The following is a 22935-nucleotide window of genomic DNA, read 5'->3' on the forward strand; positions in this document are numbered from 1 at the left end:
GTGATCCCTGCCTTCCACGCCCGCCCGGCTCGCCCCAGGCTCCACCCAACTACGCCCGGCCCCGGCCCGCCCGGGACCGCGGCGAGCCTCGGGGAGCCCGCCCCGAAGGAGCCCTGGCTCAGACGCAACGCCCGCGTGAAGTCCCGCAGTTGCCGCGCCGCCGCACTTCTTTCCGGCCCGCATCCTGCGGGACGGACGTATGGGTGCGGCGGCGCGCGGTGTGTCAGATGTCGCGGAAGATGTCGATCTGCGCGCCCACCGAGTTCAGGCGCTCCGCCAGGTCCTCGTAACCCCGGTTGATCACATACACATTGCGCAGCACGGACGTGCCCTCCGCCGCCATCATCGCCAGCAGCACGACCACGGCGGGCCGCAGGGCGGGCGGGCACATCATCTCGGCGGCGCGCCAGCGCGTGGGCCCCTCGACCAACAGGCGGTGCGGGTCGAGGAGTTTGACGTCCGCGCCGAGGCGGTTGAGGTCCGTCAGATAGATCGCCCGGTTGTCGTAGACCCAGTCGTGGATCAGGGTGGAGCCCTGGGCGGTGGCCGCGATCGCCGCGAAGAAGGGCACGTTGTCGATGTTGAGCCCGGGGAACGGCATCGGGTGGATCTTGTCGATCGGCGCCCGCAGCTTGGACGGCCGTACGGTGAGGTCGATCAGCCGGGTGCGGCCGTTGTCCGCCGCGTACTCCGCCGTGCGCTCCGTGTCGAGCCCCATCTCCTCCAGGACGGCCAGCTCGATCTCCAGAAACTCCACCGGTACGCGACGGATCGTCAGTTCCGACTCCGTGACCACGGCAGCGGCCAGCAGGCTCATCGCCTCCACCGGGTCCTCGGACGGCGCGTAGTCCACATCGCGGTCGATGGTCGCGGTGCCGTGCACGGTGAGGGTCGTGGTGCCGACGCCCTCGACCTTGACGCCCAGTCGCTCCAGGAAGAAACACAGGTCCTGGACCATGTAGTTGGAGCTGGCGTTGCGGATGACGGTGACGCCGTCGTGGCGGGCCGCGGCCAGCAGCGCGTTCTCGGTCACGGTGTCGCCGCGCTCGGTCAGCACGATGGGGCGGCCGGGGGCGACGGTGCGGTCGACCTGCGCGTGGTAGGTGCCCTCGGTCGCGGTGACTTCGAGACCGAAGTGCCGAAGGGCCGTCATATGGGGCTGTACGGTGCGGGTTCCGAGGTCGCAGCCGCCCGCGTACGGCAGCCGGAAGTGTTCCGTACGGTGCAGCAGCGGGCCCAGGAACATGATGACGCTCCGGGTCCTGCGCGCCGCCGTCGTGTCCATCGCGTCGAGGTCGAGCTTGGCCGGCGGGACGAGCTCCAGGTCGCCGTCGTCGTTGAGCCACCGTGTGCGGACGCCGATGCTCCCCAGCACCTCGAGAATCCGGAAGACCTCCTCGATCCGCGCGACCCGACGGAGCGTGGTGCGGCCGGAGTTGAGCAGCGAAGCACACAGCAGCGCCACGCACGCGTTCTTGCTCGTCTTCACATCGATGCTGCCGGACAGCGGGCGTCCGCCGACGACTCGCAGATGCATGGGGCCCGCGTAGCCGAGGGAGACGATCTCGCTGTCGAGCGCCTCGCCGATGCGGGCGATCATCTCCAGGCTGATGTTCTGGTTCCCGCGCTCGATGCGGTTGACGGCGCTCTGGCTGGTGCCCAGTGCATCGGCGAGTTGCGTCTGCGTCCATCCCCGGTGCTGACGGGCGTCACGGATGAGCTTGCCGATGCGTACGAGGTAGTCGTCTGCCATGAGCCGAGGTTATCTCAGATATGAGATGAGCCTGACATTGGAGTCGGGTGTGTTTCGGCTGAAAAGGTGAAAAGTGCCCTCGGGGTGCGATTCATGACGTCGGGACAATGCGTGTCACGATGCTTTCCATCAGGGCATCCAGCGAGCCCGGAGCCTCCGGAGTGCCGGGTGGCAGCGGCGGATCCCCTGCGTCCGACGGATCCGGTGCACCCGCCGGTTCCATCGTGAGGACCCCCGGAAGCGTCAGATGCTCGACGATCAGCCCGAGCATCGCGAAGTACAGCACCAGCACCGTCGTACGGTCGCCGGGCAGCCCCGCGTCGAGGTGGAAGCGGACGTTCCCCTCCAGGTCCTCGCGGATCGTGCGGGTGAGCGCGTCCCTCAACTCCGGCCGCCTGGTGGCCTCCAGGCGGAGTTCCATCAGTGCCACATAGCCCGCCCGGTCCCGGGAGATGCGGTCCATCACATCCCGCATCAACGCGCCGACGAGTTCGCGCGACGGCGGCGCCTTCATGGCCTCGGCCAGGGCGCCGGGGTCCGGGCCGAGACGTTGGTGGATGTGGCGGCCGGCCTGATTGAAGAGGTCGTCGCGGTTGGCGAAGTAGTTCGAGGACGTGCCGGCGGGTACGCCTGCCTCGGTGTCCACGGCCCTGAAGGTCAGGCCCCTGGCTCCTTCTCTCGCCAGGACCTCGATCGCGGCGTCGACGAGCGCCACCCTCCGCTCCGGGTTCCGCACCATCTCGCGTCCTCCTTCAGGAGCTCCGGGACATGCCGTGCGCCGCGGAAACCCTCTTGCAGCAACCACTACGCATGGAGCACTATACATGAAGTGGTTGTTTTCGTCGGGCCTCGCCGTCCCGAGCCCGTATCCCGTCTCCCGGGTCCCGATCCCAGGTCCCGAACTCCGAAACGCGAAAGAGGACGTATGCGCACGCTCACCTACTACGTCGGAGTCAGTCTCGACGGCTTCATCGCCGCCCCCGACGGCTCGTACGACTTCTATCCGCTGGGCGACGACCTCCTGACCCACATGGCGACGGAGTACGCGGACGCCCTGCCGACCCCCACCCGCGCGGCACTCGGCATCGACGCCCCCACCACACGCTTCGACACGATCGTGATGGGGCGGGCCACCTACGACCCGGCACTCGAGGAAGGGATCACCGACCCGTACGAGCATCTGCGGACCTATGTGGTGACGCGGAGCATCGCCCAGAGTCCGGACCCCGCCGTGACCCTTGTCTCCACCGACCCGCTCGCGGCGGTACGGGAACTCAAGCGCGAGGAGGGGCTGGGCATCTACTTGGCGGGCGGGGCGCGGCTCGCGGGCGCGCTGCTCCCGGAGATCGACGAGCTGATCGTGAAGACGTATCCGATCGTCATCGGCAGCGGAATCCCCATGTTCTCCGCGGAGTTCGAGGTCGGGCAGTTCCGGCTCACCTCGTGTCGCGCCTTCGGGAGCGGGTCCACGGTCACGACGTACGAGCGGGCGCGGGGGGCCGGGTGACCGCCGCTGCCGGAGGTCCGGGGGTGGCGACCGGGCGTCCGGCGGGAGGGTCGGGCGTTCCGTGCCTGGTCAGCGGCTGGGGCATGACCGGGCAGCGGTGATGTACTAGAGTTATCTCGACATCGAGATATCTTGCGAGAGGCGCACCGCTGCCGCCCCTCGGTAAGGGTTACCTAACTAAGCCTTACCTTAGCGGACCGGCCACGAGCCGGGGCGGCAGGATCGCGTGAGTAACGCGTAATTGATGAAGGAGACTGTCGTGTCGGCGAACAGCTTCGACGCCCGCAGCACGCTGCGCGTGGGCGACGAGTCGTACGAGATTTTCCGGCTGGACAAGGTCGAGGGCTCCGCCCGTCTGCCGTACAGCCTGAAGGTGCTGCTGGAGAACCTGCTCCGCACCGAGGACGGCGCGAACATCACCGCCGACCACATCCGCGCGCTGGGCGACTGGGACGCGAGCGCCCAGCCCAGCGAGGAGATCCAGTTCACCCCGGCCCGCGTGATCATGCAGGACTTCACCGGTGTGCCGTGCGTGGTCGACCTCGCCACCATGCGCGAGGCCGTCAAGGAACTCGGCGGCGACCCGGCGAAGATCAACCCGCTGGCCCCGGCCGAGCTGGTCATCGACCACTCCGTCATCGCCGACCGCTTCGGCACCCCCGAAGCCTTCTCCCAGAACGTGGAGCTGGAGTACGGCCGCAACAAGGAGCGCTACCAGTTCCTGCGCTGGGGCCAGACCGCCTTCGACGAGTTCAAGGTCGTGCCCCCCGGCACCGGCATCGTCCACCAGGTGAACATCGAGCACCTGGCCCGCACTGTCATGGTCCGGAACGGCCAGGCGTACCCCGACACCCTCGTCGGCACCGACTCGCACACCACCATGGTCAACGGCCTCGGCGTCCTCGGCTGGGGCGTCGGCGGCATCGAGGCCGAGGCCGCGATGCTCGGTCAGCCGGTGTCGATGCTCATCCCGCGGGTCGTCGGCTTCAAGCTGACCGGCGAGATGCCCACCGGCACCACCGCCACCGACCTCGTCCTCACGATCACCGAGATGCTGCGCAAGCACGGCGTCGTCGGCAAGTTCGTCGAGTTCTACGGCGAGGGCGTCTCGTCCGTGCCGCTGGCCAACCGCGCCACCATCGGCAACATGTCGCCGGAGTTCGGCTCCACCGCCGCGATGTTCCCGATCGACGGCGAGACCATCAACTACCTGAAGCTCACCGGCCGTTCGCCCCAGCAGCTCGCGCTCGTCGAGGCGTACGCCAAGGAGCAGGGCCTGTGGCTGGACCCGTCCGCCGAGCCCGACTTCTCCGAGAAGCTCGAGCTGGACCTCGCCACGGTCGTCCCCTCGATCGCCGGCCCGAAGCGCCCGCAGGACCGCATCGTCCTGGCCGAGGCCGCCGAGAAGTTCGCGCAGGACGTCCGCAACTACGTCCCCGTCGCGGACCTGGACGAGGCGGGCATGGAGTCCTTCCCGGCCTCCGACGCCCCGGCCGTCACCAACGGCGTGCCGACCAAGCCGACCCCGGTGATCGCCCCCGACGGCACCCAGTACGAGATCGACCACGGCGCCGTCACCGTCGCCGCCATCACCTCGTGCACCAACACCTCGAACCCGTACGTCATGGTCGCCGCCGCGCTGGTGGCCAAGAAGGCGGTCGAGAAGGGCCTCACCCGCAAGCCGTGGGTCAAGACCACCCTGGCCCCCGGGTCCAAGGTCGTCATGGACTACTACGACCGCGCCGGCCTCACCCCGTACCTCGACAAGCTGGGCTTCAACCTCGTCGGGTACGGCTGCACCACCTGCATCGGCAACTCCGGCCCGCTGCCGGACGAGGTCTCCAAGGCCGTCAACGATGCCGACCTCGCCGTCACCTCCGTGCTGTCCGGCAACCGCAACTTCGAGGGCCGGATCAATCCGGACGTCAAGATGAACTACCTGGCGTCCCCGCCGCTGGTCGTCGCCTACGCCATCGCGGGCTCCATGAAGGTGGACATCACCCGGGACGCGCTCGGCATCGACAAGGACGGCAACCCGGTCCACCTGACCGACATCTGGCCCTCCGAGAAGGAGGTCGAGGAGGTCGTCGCCTCCGCGATCGGCCAGGAGATGTTCAGCACCAGCTACGCGGACGTCTTCGCGGGCGACGCCCAGTGGCAGGCGCTGCCCGTCCCCACCGGCAACACTTTCGAGTGGGACCCGCAGTCCACCTACGTCCGTAAGCCCCCGTACTTCGAGGGCCTGACGATGGAGACCTCCCCGGTCGAGGACATCGCGGGCGCCCGCGTGCTCGCCAAGCTGGGCGACTCGGTCACCACCGACCACATCTCCCCGGCGGGTGCGATCAAGGCCGACACCCCGGCCGGGAAGTACCTCACCGAGCACGGTGTCGAGCGTCGTGACTTCAACTCCTACGGCTCCCGCCGCGGCAACCACGAGGTCATGATCCGCGGCACCTTCGCCAACATCCGCCTGCGCAACCAGATCGCGCCGGGCACCGAGGGCGGCTACACCCGCGACTTCACGCAGGACGGCGGCCCGGTCGGCTTCATCTACGACGCCTCGCGCAACTACATCGAGCAGGGCACCCCGCTGGTCGTCCTCGCGGGCAAGGAGTACGGCTCCGGCTCCTCCCGCGACTGGGCCGCCAAGGGCACCGCGCTGCTCGGCGTCAAGGCCGTCATCGCCGAGTCGTACGAGCGCATCCACCGCTCGAACCTCATCGGCATGGGCGTCCTGCCGCTGCAGTTCCCCGAGGGCGCCTCGCCGCTCAGCCTCGGCCTGACCGGCGAGGAGACCTTCGACATCACCGGTGTCACCGCCCTCAACGACGGCGGCATCCCGGAGACCGTCAAGGTCCGTGCGGGCGAGGTCGAGTTCGACGCCAAGGTGCGCATCGACACCCCGGGTGAGGCGGACTACTACCGCAACGGCGGCATCATGCAGTTCGTGCTGCGCTCGCTGATCCGCAAGTAACGGCAGCCGGACGTTTCGGGGCGGGCTCCCTGTAGGGGGGCCCGCCCCGACCGTGTGCGTCTCACGCATACGGCAGGACCGCACCCCCTGTTCGAAGAGGGGTGCGGCCCTGCCGCATGGGGTTTCGGATTCCCTTTCGGGGACCTGGATCCTAGGAGAGCAGCTCGATTTCGGCCAGAGTCGCGGCACCGCCGACTGCTTCCAGCCGGTAATGCGGATAGGTGTCGGCTTTGGCGACCTTGAAGACCCGGGTCTGCCGGTTCCAGGCGAAGGACTCGCCGGATCTGCGGTCGATCTCCTTCCACGTCTTGCCGTCGGCCGAGCCCTTGAGGACCCAGCCCTTCGGCGCCTCGGCCGCCTTCGCCGAGGTGAGCGTGTAGTACGTCACGCGAGAGCCGGACTTCAGCGAGGGTTCCGCCGAGGTGAAGGACTCCTCCGTCTTCGAGGTGTCGTCCGTCAGCTTCGACCCGTCCCTCTCCGCCACGTCCCGCATCGGGGACGGCGGCTTGTCGCCCTTGGTGAGGGAGGTGGGTCCGGCGTCGGCGCCCGTACCCCACTTCGAGGGCTCGGGGCCCATGGCGAATTCCAGCGTCCCGCCCTTGGCGATGGCGGAGTGCGGCAGAGCGGTGGAGTTCCACGCCTTGCCGTTCACCTTCAGGCCCTGGACGTAGACGTTGCGCGCGCTGTTGCGCGGGGCCTTCACGACCAGGTCGCGGCCCGGCAGGTGCACGGTGGCCTTGGTGAACAGCGGGGAGCCGATGGCGTATTCGGGGCTGCCCATCACCAGCGGGTAGAAGCCCAGCGCGCTGAAGAGGTACCAGGCCGACATCTCGCCGTTGTCCTCGTCGCCGGGGTAGCCCTGGCCGATCTCACTGCCGAGGTAGAGGCGGGAAAGCACGTCGCGGACCTTCTCCTGCGTCTTCCACGGCTGGCCGGCCGCGTCGTACATGTACGGGATGTGGTGCGAGACCTGGTTGCTGTGCCCGTACATGCCCATCCGGACGTCCCGCGCCTCGGTCATCTCGTGGATGACACCGCCGTAGGAGCCGGCGAGATCGGGGTCGGCCGTCTCGGGCGTGGAGAAGAAGGTGTCCAGCTTCTTGGCGAAGGCGGACCTGCCGCCGTAGAGGTTGGCGAGACCGCGGGTGTCCTGCGGGGCGGTGAAGGCGAAGTTCCAGCCGTTGGTCTCGGTGTAGTCGTGGCCCCAGACCCGCGGGTCGTAGTCGCCGGGCTCGACCCGCCATTGGCCGTCCGGGCGCTTGCCCTGGAAGAAGTCGATGTCCTTGTCGAAGTGGTTGACGTAGGACTGGGCGCGGCTGCGGAAATAGGCCGACTCCTCCTTGTAGCGGGCCTTCTTCGTCTTCGCGTGGAGCGCTTCGCCCATCTTCGCCAGGCCGGAGTCGTTGAGATATCCCTCCAGCGCCCAGGACATGCCCTCGCGCGTGTCGGTGCTCGTGAAGCCGCGGAAGACCGAGGTCTCCATGCCCTTGCGGCCCACGCCGGGGGAGGGCGGGGCGACGGTCGCGTTCTTCAGCGCGGCCTCGTAGGCGGCCTCGCCGTCCAGGCCCACCCCCTTGAGGTACGCGTCGGCGAAGGCCACGTCCGAACTGGTGCCGGTCATCAGGTCGGCATAGCCGGGCGAGGACCAGCGGGAGATCCAGCCGCCGTCCTTGTACTGCTGGATGAAGCCGTCGGCCATCGTCGCGGCCCGGTCCGGGGTGAGCAGGGAGTACGCGGGCCAGGTCGTCCGGTACGTGTCCCAGAAGCCGTTGTTGACAAAGACCTTTCCGTCGACGATCTTCGCGCCGGTCCGGGTCGGGGTGTCTTCACCGGTGGCGTCGGAGAACGGGCTGGCGTACCGGTACCGAGGCTTCTGCCGGCTGCCCGTGTTCTCGTAGCCCGAGTTCGGATACAGGTAGAGCCGGTAGAGGTTCGAGTAGAGCGTGGTGAGCTGGTCGCGGGTCGCGCCCTCGACCTCGACACGGCCGAGGATGTCGTCCCACGCCTTCTGGGCGCGCGCCTTGACCGACTCCAGGGTGTCGGAGGCGGCGATCTCCTGCGCGAGGTTGGCCTTGGCCTGGTCGACGCCGATCAGGGAGGTGGCCAGGCGCAGGGTGACCGTGCGGTCCGCGCCCGGGGCGAACCGCATGAAGCCGGTGACGTCTTTGCCGCCGCCCCCGGACAGCTTGCCGCTGTCGCTGACGGGCGTGTCGAAGACGCCGTAGACGAACATGCGGGTGGCGCCCGTGGACAGACCGGACTTCACATCGGAGTATCCGGTCACGACTCCGCTGTCGGGGTCGAGGCTCAGCCCGCCGGAGTTGTTGACGTTGTCGAGGATCACGCTCGCGTCGGCGCCGGGGAAGGTGAACCGCATCATCGCGGCGTGGTCGGTGGGCACGATCTCGGTCTTCAGACCGTTCTCGAACGTCACGCCGTAGTAGTGCGGGCGGGCGGTCTCGTTCTCGTGCCGGAAGGGGAGGGCGCGGGCCTTCCGTCCGGCGTCGGGGGTGCCGGATGCGGTCGACGGCATCACCTGGAAGGTCTGCCGGTCACCCATCCAGGGGCTGGGTTCATGGCTGGCGCCGAAGGCCTGGAGGGTGGGGAGGTTGTCGGCGTTGTTGGCCTTGGCGTACTCGTACAGCCAGCTCGTCGAGCCGGCGTTGGTCATCGGCGTCCAGAAGTTGAAACCGTTCGGCACCGCCGTGGCCGGGACGTTGTTGCCGCGCGAGAAGCTGCCGCTGGAGTGGGTGCCGCGGGTGGTCGACGCGTAGTCCGAGAGATGCGCGGGCGGCTTCTCGGCCTTTTCGGGCGCGATGGAGACGTCGTCCACCCAGCCGCGGAACTTCGCCGGGCCCTTCGGGGCGTCGTACGCGACGAGGACGCGGTCGATGGTCTTGCCCGCGGCGACCCGCCCGATCAGGGACTCCTTGTGGTTCCACTGATTGACGTAGAGGGTCTTGGAGGAGCCCTGGCCCTGCGGTGTGAGCCGCGCGCCGTGCTGGTCGACGGCGGCGAGGTCGCTCAGATACGTCCCGTCGGTGAAGGCCAGGTCGAGCGAGACATGGGTGGCGGGGTACTTGAGGTCGGTCTCACCCATGGACGGATAGACGCGGTACGAGAGCAGGGTCCGGGCCGTGACAGGAGTGTCGACGTCGAAGACCTTGTTGTACGAGTACGCCCGGTCCTCGGCCTGGTGGGTGCCCGCGTAGCGCAGGGCGCGCAGCCCGGTGAAGCCGGTGTTGGCCTTGGCGGTGGGACCGCCGGAGGGGCCGCGGTCGGCGTGGGTGCGCATGTCGGAGGGGGCGGGCTCGCCGGTGTCCTCGCCCGCGAGCTGGAGCTCGGCGAGCTGGGTGAGGTCGTCGCCGTTGTTGGCGGTGATGTCGAGCCGGTAGTGCCGGTACTCGGTGGAGTTGTCCGCGTCGAACTCGCGGGTCTCCTGGCGCTTCTCGAAGACCTCGTCCTCGCGGGAGTCCAGGTCCTTCCAGCTCTCCCCGTCGTTCGAGCCCTGAAGGGTCCAGGTCTTCGGGTCGCGGGACGCCTCGTCGTTGGCGGAGGTCAGGGCGTAGCGGACGACCTTGACCGGCTCGTCGAGTTCGAATTCCAGCCACGCGGTCTTCTCGAAGGCCAGCCATTTGGTGGTGGCTTCGCCGTCGACCAGGTTCTCCTTGATCTCGCCGCCGTCGGTGTTCTCCGCGCTGGCACGCACGTCGGTGACCTTGCCGGTCACATTGCCCGGAATGCCGGAGCTGTCACCTCCGTCGACCCCTGAGGCTTTTTTCTTGCCGCCAGGGCCGGTTTCCACGGTATTGTTCCAACTTGGCTGGGGATCGCCGGACTCGAAGGAAGAGGAAAATTCCTGCGAGGTTCGCACCGGTTCGCGCGGGGCGAGCGCCACCGCCGAGCCCTGGGACGTCGCGGCCAGCACAACGGTCGCCACCACGGCGACCGTGCGTCCGAGCCTGCGCCATCGTCTGCGCTGCATCTCCAGCCCCTCCACGGATCTTGACAACGTTGTCAACCGGGTTGCGCAGGATTAAGTAATGGTTGATGGGGTCGGTGGTGTCAAGGGAGTTGGGGATGCCACTCCGACGGGTTATCAAATGGCGCTCGACAGGTGTCCGTTCGGCCCCGTTTTATCCAGTGGCTGTTCGTCCGTTTTTCCCGGAGGTCTCAACTCGGGAAAGACTGCCGGGCAAACCTGCATTCGATCTTGCCCGCCGCGGCGGAAGTGGACTATACCTGTCGGCGTCTGCCAGCCGTTTGGCACCGGCTGCGGGCCCGGGGGATCGGAGGGCGACGGCGGGGGAGGCGTTGATCGCGTCAACTGCCGGGCCCTCACACCGTTCCCGCGGCACCCTGCACGACCCCAGCTTCAATATGACCGCGGTGGCGGGTCCCTTCGCCGGAGGCGATTCCGTACGGGCGACCAGTACACCGCCTGAGTCCTGGAGAAGGCGAGGACTTGAGCATGGGATCCACCTCCGGCCACACCGACGAGGGCTTCGGCCGTCGTGATCTGATCAAGCGTTCCGCTGCTGTCGGTCTGATATCCGTCCCCACGATGACCTTTCTCGCCTCGTGCGCCAGCAGTGACAGTGGCGCCGACAACAAGGTCGAGAAGGGCAAGAAGACCGCCAAGAACCCGCTGGGCGTGAATGACGGCGCGCCGCTCGAGATCGTCATCTTCGACGGCGGTTTCGGCATCGAGTACGCCGAGGACGCCAAGGCCGTCTACGAGAAGACCTATAAGAAGGCTAAGGTCAAGTTCTCCTCCACCCAGAAGATCCAGTCCGTGCTGCAGCCGCGCTTCAATGGCGGCACCCCGCCGGACCTGATCGACAACTCCGGCGCCGAGCAGATGGACATGGGCGTCCTGGTCGGCAAGAAGCAGCTCACCGATCTCACACCGCTGCTGGACGCCCCCTCCATCGACGACCCGAAGAAGAAGGTGCGCGACACCCTGCGCCCCGGTGTCGTCGAAATGGGCCAGTTCGACGGCGACCCGGTCTGGATCATGTATTACGCGTACACCGTCTACGGCGTGTGGTACTCCCAGACCGCGCTGGAGAAGCTCGACGCGGAGTACCCGGAGACCTGGGACGACATGCTCGCGCTCTGCGCGAAGGCAAAGAAGAAGGGCATCGCGGGCTGGACATATGCGGGCAAACACCCGTACTACATCCCCTTCAGCCTCTACCCGTTCATCGGCAAGATCGGTGGCCGGGAGGTGCTCGACGCGATCGACAACCTCGAGCCCAACGCCTGGAAGCACCCGGCGGTCAAGGCGGCCTTCGAGGCGTACTACGAGCTCTTCAAGAAGGGCTACATCCTCAGGGGCACCCCGGGCCTGGACCACATCCAGTCCCAGACCGCCTGGAACGAGGGCAAGGCGCTCTTCATCCCCAACGGCTCCTGGGTGGAGAACGAGGCGAAGAAGACCACGCCGAAGAACTTCGAGATGCGCGTCGCGGCACCGTCCGGCCTGGACAGCTCCGACAAGCTGCCCTTCGGCACGATGTGGGCCTCCGGCGGTGAGCCCTTCATCGTCCCGGCGAAGGCGAAGAACCCCGACGGCGGCATGGAACAGCTCCGCATCATGCTCAGCGAGGCGTCGTCGAAGAACTTCACCCAACAGGTCTCCTCCCTCACGTCCTTCGACGGAGGCACCGACGGCCTGACCCTGCCGCCGGGGCTGACCTCCGGGATCGCGGCCCTGGAGAAGGCGGGGGACAACGTCCTCAACCCGCGTATCCAGGACTGGTACGTGGCCCTGCAGAAGGAGAAGATCGGCGTCGCCGGTCTCGGGGAGATGATGGCCGGCCGCCTCACTCCGGCCGAGGCCGTCAAGAAGATCCAGGCCTTCGCCGACGAGGCGGCCAAGGACAGCTCGATCAAGCACTACAAGCACCAGTGAGGCCGGGGCCGGGGGGACCCTCCCGCGGGTGGCGGCGCCGGAGGCCCCGGTCGCTGCCGCCCGTGGCGGGGCCTTCCGGCCCGGCGCAGTTGCCGGCGGCAGCACCCGCAGGGAGATCGAGGTCGGTCCATGCAGCACGGTAAATACCGGTTCATCGTGGGGTTCCTGGCGGCCCCCCTGGCGATCTACGTCCTCTTCGTCATCTGGCCGTTCATCCAGTCCATCTACTACTCGTTCACGGACTGGAGCGGTCTGAGCCCGGAATTCGCGATGGTCGGCTTCGACAACTACAGCCGGATGCTCGACGACTCCGTCTTCTGGAAGTCGTTCCAGCACAGCGCGCTGTTCGTGCTGCTGCTGCCGCTGGTCACGATCGGCCTCGCGCTGTTCTTCGCGTTCATGCTGAACGTCGGCGGGCGGCGCGGAAAGGGCACCGCCGTCGGCGGTGTGCGGGGCAGCGCGTTCTACAAGATCGTGTACTTCTTCCCGCAGGTGCTGTCGATCGCGATCGTCGCCCTGCTGTTCCAGTTCGCGTACAACCCCAACAGCGGCGCCATCAACTCGGCTCTTCAGGCGGTCGGCCTCGACTCCGTGCAGCCGAACTGGCTGGGCGATCCGGACCTCGCGCTGTGGTGCGTGATGGCCGTTCTGGTGTGGAGCACGGTCGGCTTCTTCGTCGTGCTGTTCTCCGCCGGCATGTCGTCCATACCCAATGACTTCTACGAAGCGGCGCTGCTGGACGGCGCCAACCGGATCACCACCTTCCTCCGGATCACCCTGCCGCTGCTCTGGGACACCGTGCAGTCGGGCTGGGTCTACATGGGCATCCTGGCGCTGGGCGCGGAGTCCTTCGCGGTCGTGCAGATCATGACCGTGGGCCCGAACGGGGGCGGCCCCGACTACTCCACGACGGTGCTCCCGCTGTACGTCTACCAAAAGGCCTTCCGCGACGGCCAGGCGGCCTACGCGACGACCATCGGTGTCGCCCTGCTCATCGTCACGCTGGCCTTCGCGGCCGTCGTGATGCGGCTGGGCCGGCGCGAGCGGCTGGAGTACTGATGAAGACGACCGAGACCCCTCCCGCCGGCGTCACGGGAGACCGCCCTCCCGTCGTGAAGACCGGTCCCGCGCCGAAGGGGACGGGGGAGAAGCGCGATGGCAAGGTCCTGGGCGTCTTCTCCCACGGGATGCTGATCCTCTGGGCCTTCATGGTCGTCATGCCGCTGCTGTGGGCGGTGATGACGTCCTTCAAGACGGACCGGGAGATCTTCACCTCGCCGTGGGCGCTGCCGACCTCCCTGGAGTTCGGCAACTGGTCCCGCGCCTGGACGCAGGCGCACATGAGCGACTACTTCCTCAACACGGTGCTGGTGGTCGGCGGCTCGCTCCTCGGCACCATGCTCCTGGGATCCATGGCCGCCTATGTACTGGCCCGGTTCACCTTCCCGGGCAACCGCTTCATCTACTTCCTCTTCATCGGCGGGATGAGCTTCCCGATCATCCTGGCGCTGGTGCCGCTGTTCTACGTCATGAACAACATGGCCCTGCTCAACACGCTGCACGGCCTCGTCCTCGTCTACATCGCGTACTCGCTGCCGTTCACGGTCTTCTTCCTCACGGCCTTCTTCCGGACGCTGCCCACATCGGTGGCGGAGGCGGCGTTCATGGACGGCGCCTCGCACACCCGGACGTTCTTCCAGGTGATGCTGCCGATGGCCAAGCCGGGTCTGATCAGCGTCGGGATCTTCAACTTCCTCGGGCAGTGGAACCAGTACATGCTGCCGACCGTGCTCAACACCGAACCGGAGAAGAAGGTGCTCTCCCAGGGCCTGGTCCAGCTCGCGGTCAGCCAGGGCTACAAGGGCGACTGGTCGGGGCTCTTCGCGGGTCTGGTGATGGCGATGCTGCCGGTCCTCGCGGCGTACATCGTCTTCCAGCGGCAGGTCGTCGCGGGTCTGACGGCGGGTGCCCTGAAGTAGGAGGCGGAGGACGCCCCGGCGTTCGGGACGGCGAGGTACGGGCACCGGCGCGTGCCCGTACACCGGCATGTGCACGAGAGGGCGTACGGGCCCCCGACCGGGACGTGTACGGGGTTCGGCGTGTGATAGCGCTCATTCGACGCCTGCCCCGCTCAAGGTCTTGACGAGAGACAACCTCTGGGGCTCATCTTAGAGTTCACATGTTGTACACGACGGGGTCTCACCGTGGCGGCTCCGTCCTGCCCCCTGCTGGGAGTGATCAGACCGTGGTGGAGACTCCGGGATCGCAGTCGTCGCTGCACCGGGCCAATCTGGAGCGGGTCGTCCGCGCGGTCCGGCTGGCCGGTTCCCTGACACAGGCGGAAATCGCCCGGAGCACCGGGCTGTCCGCCGCCACGGTCTCCAATATCGTCCGGGAACTGAAGGACGGCGGCACGGTCCAGGTGACGCCCACGTCGGCCGGCGGCAGGCGGGCGCGCAGCGTCTCCCTCAGTGGCGACGCCGGCATCGTGGTCGGCGTGGACTTCGGCCACACCCATCTGCGCGTCGCCGTGGGCAATCTGGCCCACCAGGTGCTCGCCGAGGAGGCCGAGCCGCTGGATGTGGACGCCTCGGCCGCCCAGGGCTTCGACCGCGCCGAGTCGCTGGTGAGCCGGCTGGTCGCGGCGACCGGCATCGGCCCGGAGAAGGTCATCGGCGTGGGGCTCGGCGTACCGGGCCCGATCGACGTCGAGTCGGGGACCCTGGGTTCCAGCGCGATCCTGCCCGGCTGGGTCGGGACCAACCCGCGCGAGGAACTGGCCGGACGGCTCGGCGTGCCCGTGCACGTCGACAACGACGCCAACCTGGGCGCGCTCGGCGAACTGGTCTGGGGCAGCGGCCGCGGTGTGAAGGACCTCGCGTACATCAAGGTCGCCAGCGGTGTGGGTGCCGGTCTGGTGATCAACGGGCAGATCTACCGCGGCCCCGGCGGCACCGCCGGGGAGATCGGGCACATCACGCTCGACGAGTCAGGGCCGGTCTGCCGCTGCGGCAACCGCGGCTGCCTGGAGACCTTCACCGCAGCCCGGTACATCCTCGGACTGCTGCATTCGAGCCACGGACCCGACCTCACTGTGGAGCGTATGGTGCAGCTCGCGCGCGAGGGCGACCCGGGCTGCCGGAGGGTCGTCGCCGATGTGGGCCGCCACATCGGCAGCGGCGTCGCGAACCTGTGCAACCTCCTCAACCCCAGCCGGGTGGTGCTCGGTGGGGATCTCGCGGAGGCCGGTGAGCTGGTGCTCGCCCCGATACGGGAATCGGTGGCGCGGTACGCCATCCCGAGCGCGGCGCGGCAGCTCTCGGTGGTGCCGGGAGCGCTCGGCGGACGCGCGGAGGTGCTGGGCGCGCTGGCTCTCGTCCTCAATGAGATGGGCGATTCAACCCTTTTGGATGGATCCTTTGCGGCTCCCGCACCCGCCTTCACTTAGATAACGAATGGCACCGTTGCCATCTCGTTAAGGATTTACTTCTTGACGCTCACGTGGCGGCCGAGTTGACTTCCAGCCACCTCGGCCGCAACGACGCGGCCTCGTCAGGGAGGTTCCACGGATGAACGCAACGATGCGTCGCGTTGTGATCGGTACGGCCGCGGTGTCCATGGCTCTGTCCATGGCAGCGTGCGGCAAGGCCGGCAGCGACAGCGGTGACAGCGACAACAAGACGATCGGTCTTCTCCTGCCGGAGAACAAGACGACCCGGTACGAGACCTTCGACCGCCCGTTCATGGAGAAGAAGATCAAGTCGCTCTGCGACGACTGCGATGTGGCGTACAACAACGCCAACCAGGACACCGAGACCCAGAAGAAGCAGTTCGACGCCCTGATCACCAAGGGCGTCAAGGTCATCATCCTGGACGCGGTCGATGCCACCGCGACCAAGTCCTGGGTCGACGCCGCCGCCAAGAAGGGCGTCAAGGTCGTGGCCTACGACCGCCTGGCCGAGGGCGACGTCTCCGCGTACGTCTCCTACGACAACGAGAAGATCGGCCAGCTCCAGGGCGAGGGCGTCCTCAACGCGCTCGGCGACAAGGCCAAGGACAGCCGCGTCGTCATGATCAACGGCTCGCCCACCGACCCGAACGCGGCGCTCTTCAAGTCCGGTGCCCACAAGGTCCTCGACGGCAAGGTCAAGAAGGTCGTCTACGAGCAGGACATCCCGGACTGGTCGCCGGACGAGGCCAACAAGAAGATGGCCGCCGCCATCACCTCCCTGGGCAAGACCGGCTTCGACGCCGTCTACTCCGCCAACGACGGCATGGCGGGCGGCGTGACCACCGCCCTGAAGTCCGCGGGCGTCACGAACGTGCCGGTCGGCGGCCAGGACGCCGAACTCGCCGGTCTGCAGCGGATTCTCTCCGGCAGCCAGGCCTTCACCATCTACAAGGGCATCAAGCCCGAGGCGGAGACCACCGCGGAGATCGCGGTCAAGCTCCTCAAGGGCGAGGACATCGCCTCGATCGCCCCGGAGAAGATGGACAGCAAGAGCAAGAAGGGCATCCCGACCAAGCTCTACGACGCGACGATCGTGACCGACAAGAACATCCAGGACACGATCATCAAGGACAAGGTCTACACGGCCGACAAGATCTGCACCGCCGACTTCAAGGCGGCGTGCGACAAGGCCGGCATCAAGTAACCACGGTCGTTCCGGCCGTAGGTCCAAGGGCCTCTCGCTCCGTGGTGCCCAGGCCCCCGGGCCCGGGCTCACGGGCCCTTCAGGCCCACGGTCCGTACGGCGGAAGCCCGTCCGGTACCCGCCCCGCCATCACCCCGCCGGCGGTGCGGGTACCGGACAATCCCCCGTAAACCCCTCTTGCTCTCGCATTCCCCGCGCGTCCCCGATGCGCGCGGTGTCCCCGCCGGTCAGGCGGTGAAGGAGATGATTCACGTGTCCGCTACGCCCGTGCTGGCGTTGCGCGGGGTCTCCAAGCGGTTCGGCGCCGTCCAGGCGCTCACCGATGTCGATCTGGAGATCCGTACAGGCGAGGTGGTCGCCCTCGTCGGCGACAACGGCGCCGGAAAGTCCACCCTGGTCAAGACGATCGCGGGCGTGCACCCGATCGACGAAGGGGCCATCGAGTGGGAAGGCCGGCGGGTGTCCATCAACCGGCCGCACGACGCCCAGGACCTCGGCGTCGCCACCGTGTACCAGGACCTCGCCCTGTGCGACAACCTCGATGTCGTCGCCAACCTCTTCCTCGGCCGAGAGCTGCGGCGCGCGAGCGTCATCGACGAGGTGGCGATGGAGAAGCGCGCCAAGGAGCTGCTGGAGACCCTGTCCATCCGCATCCCCAGTGTGCGCATCCCGATCGCGTCGCTCTCCGGCGGTCAGCGCCAGGTCGTCGCGATCGCCCGTGCCCTGATCGGCGAGCCCAAGGTCGTCATCCTCGACGAGCCGACCGCCGCCCTCGGCGTCGAGCAGACCGCGCAGGTCCTCGACCTGGTCGAGCGGCTGCGCGAGCGGGGCCTCGCGGTCATCCTCATCAGCCACAACATGGAGGACGTCAAGGCCGTCGCGGACAAGGTCGCCGTGCTGCGGCTGGGACGCAACAACGGTGTCTTCCCGGTGAAGGACACCTCCCACGAAGAGATCATCGCCGCCATCACCGGCGCCACGGACAACGCTGTGACGCGCCGTCAGGCGCGCACCGCGGAGGTGACCAAGTGAGCGACACCAAGAGCCCCGACGTCATCGACGACAGTGCGGCGCCGATTCCGGTCGTCGACCCGCGCCTCCTCGTCCGCGAGGAGGGCCTCAAGGGCTATCTGACCGAGTTCAAGCGCAAGGTCCGCGGCGGTGAGCTCGGCTCGATCCCCGTCGTCCTGGGCCTGATCGTCATCGGCGTCATCTTCCAGTCGCTGGACGCCAGCTTCCTGTCAGCCGACAGCCTCAGCAACATCAGCATCTACGTCGCCGGCCAGGGCATCATGGCCGTCGGCATCGTCTTCGTGCTGCTGCTGGGCGAGATCGACCTGTCGGTGGGATCCGTGGCGGGTGTGGGCGCGGCCATCTGGGCGGTGCTCAGCGTCACGCACGACATGGGCGACAGCCTCTCGGTCCTGATCGCCATCGCCGCGGGCGCGTTCATCGGCGGTCTGCACGGCTTCTTCTTCGCCAAGGTCGGTGTCCCGGCCTTCGTGGTCACCCTGGCCGGCTTCCTCGGCTGGAGCGGTCTGCAGATCTGGCTCATGGGCCAGGAAGGCAGCATCAACACGCCGAGCGGCAGCATCGTCGACCAACTCACGAACCACTACTTCGAGGACATTTCGGCCGCATACGGTCTCGCCCTCGTCGCGTCCGTGGCGTACCTCGCCTCGATGCTCCTCGACAGCCGCCGCCGCAGGACCGCCGGGCTGCCCTCCCGCCCGGTCAGCGAGATGGCCCTGCGGACGGGCGTGGTGGCCGCGCTGTCCTTCATCGCCGCCTACGAGCTCAACCAGTCGCGGGGCCTGCCGCTGGCGCTCGTGATCTTCCTGGTGGTGCTGGTCGTCGCCGACTTCGTGGTGCGGCGCACCACTTACGGCCGGCAGATCTTCGCCGTCGGCGGCAACGCCGAAGCGGCCCGCCGCGCCGGTATCAACGTGGACAAAATCCGCATCACGGTCTTTGCGATCGCGGGCACCCTGGCCGTCGTCGGCGGCCTGTTCATCGCGAGCCTGTCCGGCGGCGCCACCAAGAGCCTCGGTGCCGGCAACACGCTGATGAACGTGATCGCGGCGGCCGTCATCGGCGGCACCAGCCTCTTCGGTGGTCGCGGCAAGATCTGGTCCGCGCTCCTCGGGATGCTCGTGATCCAGTCGATCCAGCAGGGCCTGAACCTGCTCGGCATGGCCAGCGAGATCCAGTACATGATCACCGGAGCGGTCCTGCTCGCCGCAGTCGTCATCGACTCGGTCTCGCGCAGGACCCAGAAGTCGGCCGGCCGTACCTGACCAACCGGCCGCTTCACGGCGCGTGCCCGGCACCTCGGGGGTGCCGGGCACCGCTGTGTTCTCGGCCATTTGCGTGACGGACATCGCACCTCCCGTCGAACGCCGCGGCAGGCGGAACATTAGACTCGACAGACCGGCAAAGCTCGACAGCTCAGCTCGACTGCAAGGAGGCACGGGTGGCGTTGCTGACCCGCATCAGGGGACCGCGCGATCTCGACCGGCTCGGCCCGGAGCAGCTCAACCAGCTTGCGGCAGAGATCCGAGACTTCCTCGTCGGCGCGGTTTCCAGGACGGGCGGCCACCTCGGCCCCAACCTGGGCGTCGTCGAGCTGACCATTGCCCTGCACCGCGTCTTCCACTCGCCGAAGGACCGGGTGCTCTTCGACACCGGGCATCAGAGCTACGTCCACAAGCTCCTCACGGGTCGTCAGGACTTCTCCCAACTGCGCGCCAAGGGCGGCCTGTCCGGCTACCCCTCCCGCGCCGAGTCCGAGCACGACGTCATCGAGAACAGCCACGCCTCCACGGTGCTCGGCTGGGCCGACGGCCTCGCCAAGGCCAACCAGGTGCAGAAGAAGGACGACCACGTCGTCGCGGTCATCGGTGACGGCGCGCTGACCGGCGGCATGGCGTGGGAGGCGCTCAACAACATCGCCGACGCCAAGGACCGCCCGCTGGTCATCGTCGTCAATGACAACGAGCGCTCCTACGCACCCACCATCGGCGGCCTGGCCAACCACCTCGCCACCCTCCGTACCACCGACGGCTACGAGCGCTTCCTCGCCCGCGGCAAGGACATCCTCGAGCGCACACCGGTCGTCGGCCGCCCGCTCTACGAAACCCTGCACGGCGCGAAGAAGGGCCTGAAGGACTTCATCGCCCCGCAGGGCATGTTCGAGGACCTGGGCCTGAAGTACGTCGGCCCGATCGACGGGCACGACATCGACGCCCTGGAGTCGGCGCTGCAGCGAGCCAAGCGCTTCGGCGGCCCGGTCATCGTCCACTGCCTGACGGAGAAGGGCCGCGGCTACACCCCGGCCGTCGAGGACGAGGCCGACCGCTTCCATGCCGTGCCGGTCATCCACCCCGACACCGGCCTGCCCGTCTCGGCCGCGGGCGCCGACTGGACCTCGGTCTTCGGCGAGGAGATGGCCGAGCTCGGCGCGGAGCGCGAGGACATCGTCGCCATCACCGCGGCGATGCTGCAGCCGGTCGGCCTGCACAAGTTCGCGAAGGCCTTCCCCGACCGCGTCTACGACGTGGGGATCGCCGAGCAGCACGCGGCCGTTTCCGCGGCGGGACTGGCAACCGGCGGACTGCACCCGGTCGTCGCCATCTACGCCACCTTCCTCAACCGGGCCTTCGACCAGGTCCTCATGGACGTGGCCCTGCACAAGTGCGGCGTCACCTTCGTCCTGGACCGCGCCGGGGTCACGGGCTCCGACGGCGCCTCCCACAACGGCATGTGGGACATGTCGATCCTTCAGGTCGTGCCCGGCCTGCGGATCGCCGCCCCGCGCGACGCCGACCAGCTCCGCGCCCAGCTGCGCGAAGCGGTCGAGGTCGACGACGCGCCGACCGTGGTCCGCTACTCCAAGGGTGCGGTCGGCCCGGCCGTCCCGGCCGTCGGCCGGATCGGCGGGATGGACCTGCTCAGGGGCCCGGCGGACGACACGGACCGGCCCGACGTCCTGCTGGTCTCCGTCGGCGCGCTCGCCCCGATGTGCCTGGAGATCGCCGACCTGCTCGACAAGCAGGGCATCTCGGCGACCGTCGTCGACCCGCGCTGGGTCAAGCCCGTCGACGAGCAACTGCCCGCGCTCGCCGAACGCCACCGCGTCGTCGTCACCGTCGAGGACAACGGCCGCGCCGGCGGCGTCGGTTCCGCCGTTGCCCAGGCGCTGCGTGACGCGGGCGTGGACGTGCCGCTGCGCGACTTCGGCATCCCGCAGCGCTTCCTCGACCACGCCTCCCGCAAGGAGGTCATGGCCGAGATCGGGCTCACCGCCCCGGACATCGCCCGTCAGGTCACCGGCCTGGTCGCCAAGCTCGACGGACGGTACGAGGACGAGCCCTCCGGGGACGAGCCTGCCGAGGCCGCACGCGACTGACCCGCGGCACCCTCCAGCGGCAGGGCCGGTCGGAGTGCTCCGACCGGCCCAGCGCTTTTCCCACGCACCGTCACCATCGAGTGAATCCGGCGTTCCTTTCGCTGTAATCCTGGCCACATCCGGCGGGTGCGAGAACGATGGCGCGGACGGGCGAGCGTGGAGGAGTGCCGGGTGAGTACCCACGAACCGAAAAGCCGCAGTGCCGGAGGGGTCTTCCGGACCAAAAGCATCGAACAGTCCATCCAGGACACGGAGGAGCCGGACCACGCGCTGACACGGTCCCTCTCCGCCCTCGACCTCATGGTCTTCGGTGTCGGTGTCATCATCGGCACCGGCATCTTCGTCCTCACAGGAGCCGCTGCCAAGGATCAGGCGGGCCCGGCCACCGCGCTGGCGTTCGTCGCCGCGGGCATCGTCTGCGCCCTGGCGGCCCTGTGCTACGCCGAGTTCGCCTCGACCGTGCCGGTGGCCGGATCCGCGTACACCTTCTCGTACGCCTCGATCGGCGAGCTGCCGGCCTGGATCATCGGCTGGGACCTGGTGCTCGAATTCGCCCTGGGGACGGCGGTGGTGGCGGTCGGCTGGTCCGGCTACGTGCGGTCGTTGATGGACAACGCGGGATGGCATCTGCCCGACACGCTGGCAGGCCCCTCCGTGGCCGAGGGATTCGGCTTCGACCTGCTGGCTTTCCTGCTGGTGCTCGTGCTGACCGGGATCCTCGTCCTCGGGACGAAGCTCTCGGCGCGGTTCACCGCGATCGTGGTCGCGATCAAGGTGACGGTGGTGCTGATGGTCATCATCGCCGGTGCCTTCCTCATCGACTCCAAGAACTACGACCCGTTCCTCCCGCCGTCCCGACCCAGTACGGGGGGCTCGGGCCTGGACGCCCCGCTGGTCCAGATCATGTTCGGGTACGAGCCCACGGACTTCGGCGTCCAGGGCATCTTCACCGCCGCCGCCGTCGTGTTCTTCGCCTTCATCGGGTTCGACGTCGTGGCCACCACGGCGGAGGAGACCCGGAATCCGCAGCGCGACATGCCCCGCGGCATCCTCGGCTCGCTCGCCATCTGCACGGTGCTCTACGTCGCCGTCACCATCGTGGTGACCGGCATGCAGAAATACACCCAACTATCCGTGGACGCTCCGCTGGCCGACGCGTTCAAGGCGGTCGGCTACCCCTGGTTCGCGGGCGCGATCAGCCTGGGTGCCGCGGTCGGCCTCACCACGGTCTGCATGATCCTGCTGCTCGGCCAGACGCGGGTGTTCTTCGCGATGAGCCGCGACGGGCTGCTGCCCCGGTTCTTCTCCAAGACCCACCCGCAGTTCGCCACCCCGTACCGCTCGACGATCCTGCTCGGCGTGATCATTGCGATCATCGCGGGCTTCACCAGCATCGAGGAGCTGGCGGAACTGGTGAACATCGGCACGCTCTTCGCGTTCGTCGTGGTCGCGATCGGCGTCATCGTCCTGCGCCGTACGCGTCCCGATCTGCACCGGGCATTCCGTACGCCGTGGGTCCCGGTGGTTCCGATCCTCTCGGTGGCCGCCTCGCTGTGGCTGATGCTGAATCTGCCGGCCGAGACGTGGGTGCGGTTCGGCGGCTGGATGATCCTCGGCTTCATCGTCTACTTCCTCTACGGGCGCGCGCACAGCCGGATGAGCTCCACGACGAAGCTGTAGGGCCCACGGCACGACGAACGGCGCCCGCCTGCGAGTGA

General features: G+C 68.1%; 14 protein-coding genes. 11 read left to right on the top strand and 3 right to left on the bottom strand.

Annotated elements, in window-relative coordinates; all coding sequences use genetic code 11:
- Positions 1–223: 223 nt before the first annotated feature.
- On the bottom strand, positions 224–1753 hold the full coding sequence (locus ACGFNH_RS12655; protein ID WP_393653081.1) for a helix-turn-helix domain-containing protein: 1530 nt from the start codon (positions 1751–1753) through the stop codon (positions 224–226).
- Between the two features lie 91 nt (positions 1754–1844).
- Positions 1845–2492, bottom strand: coding sequence for a TetR/AcrR family transcriptional regulator (locus ACGFNH_RS12660; protein ID WP_393653082.1), 648 nt, complete (start codon positions 2490–2492; stop codon positions 1845–1847).
- 186 nt (positions 2493–2678) lie between these two features.
- On the opposite strand from ACGFNH_RS12660, the gene ACGFNH_RS12665 reads away from it, so the two are divergent.
- Positions 2679–3260 (top strand): dihydrofolate reductase family protein, encoded by a 582-nt coding sequence (locus tag ACGFNH_RS12665; RefSeq protein ID WP_393653083.1) that lies wholly within the window; start codon positions 2679–2681, stop codon positions 3258–3260.
- Positions 3261–3519: 259 nt separating this feature from the next.
- Positions 3520–6237 carry an aconitate hydratase AcnA gene (gene acnA / locus ACGFNH_RS12670; protein WP_393653084.1) on the top strand — a complete coding sequence of 906 codons (2718 nt, stop codon included), beginning with the start codon at positions 3520–3522 and terminating at the stop codon, positions 6235–6237.
- A gap of 151 nt (positions 6238–6388) precedes the next feature.
- Here acnA and ACGFNH_RS12675 read toward each other — a convergent pair whose 3' ends face one another.
- Complete coding sequence (locus tag ACGFNH_RS12675) at positions 6389–10222, bottom strand: GH92 family glycosyl hydrolase (protein ID WP_393653085.1); 3834 nt, start codon at positions 10220–10222, stop codon at positions 6389–6391.
- 486 nt (positions 10223–10708) lie between these two features.
- On the opposite strand from ACGFNH_RS12675, the gene ngcE reads away from it, so the two are divergent.
- From ngcE to ACGFNH_RS12720, 9 genes are all read left to right on the top strand, one after another.
- The gene (gene ngcE, locus ACGFNH_RS12680; protein WP_393653086.1) at positions 10709–12154 is read left to right on the top strand and encodes an N-acetylglucosamine/diacetylchitobiose ABC transporter substrate-binding protein; all 1446 of its coding nucleotides are present in this window, start codon (positions 10709–10711) and stop codon (positions 12152–12154) included.
- A gap of 129 nt (positions 12155–12283) precedes the next feature.
- The gene (locus tag ACGFNH_RS12685; RefSeq protein ID WP_393653087.1) at positions 12284–13213 is read left to right on the top strand and encodes a carbohydrate ABC transporter permease; all 930 of its coding nucleotides are present in this window, start codon (positions 12284–12286) and stop codon (positions 13211–13213) included.
- Positions 13213–14133, top strand: coding sequence for a carbohydrate ABC transporter permease (locus tag ACGFNH_RS12690; protein WP_393653088.1), 921 nt, complete (start codon positions 13213–13215; stop codon positions 14131–14133). Before ACGFNH_RS12685 ends, ACGFNH_RS12690 begins: the two co-directional genes overlap by 1 nt.
- Before the next feature lie 269 nt (positions 14134–14402).
- On the top strand, positions 14403–15602 hold the full coding sequence (locus ACGFNH_RS12695) for an ROK family protein (RefSeq protein WP_393653549.1): 1200 nt from the start codon (positions 14403–14405) through the stop codon (positions 15600–15602).
- Between the two features lie 121 nt (positions 15603–15723).
- Positions 15724–16809: a sugar ABC transporter substrate-binding protein gene (locus ACGFNH_RS12700; protein ID WP_393653089.1), complete on the top strand. Its 1086-nt coding sequence runs from the start codon at positions 15724–15726 to the stop codon at positions 16807–16809.
- A 243-nt stretch (positions 16810–17052) separates the two neighbouring features.
- Positions 17053–17841, top strand: a complete 789-nt coding sequence (locus ACGFNH_RS12705) for an ATP-binding cassette domain-containing protein (protein ID WP_393653090.1) — start codon at positions 17053–17055, stop codon at positions 17839–17841.
- A complete protein-coding gene (locus tag ACGFNH_RS12710; RefSeq protein WP_393653091.1) occupies positions 17838–19106 on the top strand; it encodes a sugar ABC transporter permease in 1269 nt (422 codons plus the stop codon). Before ACGFNH_RS12705 ends, ACGFNH_RS12710 begins: the two co-directional genes overlap by 4 nt.
- A gap of 176 nt (positions 19107–19282) precedes the next feature.
- Positions 19283–21217: a 1-deoxy-D-xylulose-5-phosphate synthase gene (dxs, locus tag ACGFNH_RS12715; RefSeq protein ID WP_393653092.1), complete on the top strand. Its 1935-nt coding sequence runs from the start codon at positions 19283–19285 to the stop codon at positions 21215–21217.
- A 171-nt stretch (positions 21218–21388) separates the two neighbouring features.
- On the top strand, positions 21389–22897 hold the full coding sequence (locus ACGFNH_RS12720) for an amino acid permease (RefSeq protein WP_393653093.1): 1509 nt from the start codon (positions 21389–21391) through the stop codon (positions 22895–22897).
- Positions 22898–22935 lie beyond the last annotated feature (38 nt).

Source organism: Streptomyces sp. NPDC048639 (genome assembly GCF_043199075.1).
Taxonomy (GTDB): Bacteria; Actinomycetota; Actinomycetes; order Streptomycetales; family Streptomycetaceae; genus Streptomyces.

Excerpts from the sequence above, each read along its gene's own strand:
- ACGFNH_RS12655 (WP_393653081.1), bottom strand. The coding sequence starts at position 1,753 with ATGGCAGACGACTACCTCGTACGCATCGGCAAGCTCATCCGTGACGCC.
- ACGFNH_RS12700 (WP_393653089.1), top strand. The coding sequence starts at position 15,724 with ATGAACGCAACGATGCGTCGCGTTGTGATCGGTACGGCCGCGGTGTCC.
- ACGFNH_RS12685 (WP_393653087.1), top strand. The coding sequence starts at position 12,284 with ATGCAGCACGGTAAATACCGGTTCATCGTGGGGTTCCTGGCGGCCCCC.
- ACGFNH_RS12690 (WP_393653088.1), top strand. The coding sequence starts at position 13,213 with ATGAAGACGACCGAGACCCCTCCCGCCGGCGTCACGGGAGACCGCCCT.
- ngcE (WP_393653086.1), top strand. The coding sequence starts at position 10,709 with ATGGGATCCACCTCCGGCCACACCGACGAGGGCTTCGGCCGTCGTGAT.
- ACGFNH_RS12675 (WP_393653085.1), bottom strand. The coding sequence starts at position 10,222 with ATGCAGCGCAGACGATGGCGCAGGCTCGGACGCACGGTCGCCGTGGTG.
- ACGFNH_RS12660 (WP_393653082.1), bottom strand. The coding sequence starts at position 2,492 with ATGGTGCGGAACCCGGAGCGGAGGGTGGCGCTCGTCGACGCCGCGATC.
- ACGFNH_RS12705 (WP_393653090.1), top strand. The coding sequence starts at position 17,053 with ATGATTCACGTGTCCGCTACGCCCGTGCTGGCGTTGCGCGGGGTCTCC.
- ACGFNH_RS12665 (WP_393653083.1), top strand. The coding sequence starts at position 2,679 with ATGCGCACGCTCACCTACTACGTCGGAGTCAGTCTCGACGGCTTCATC.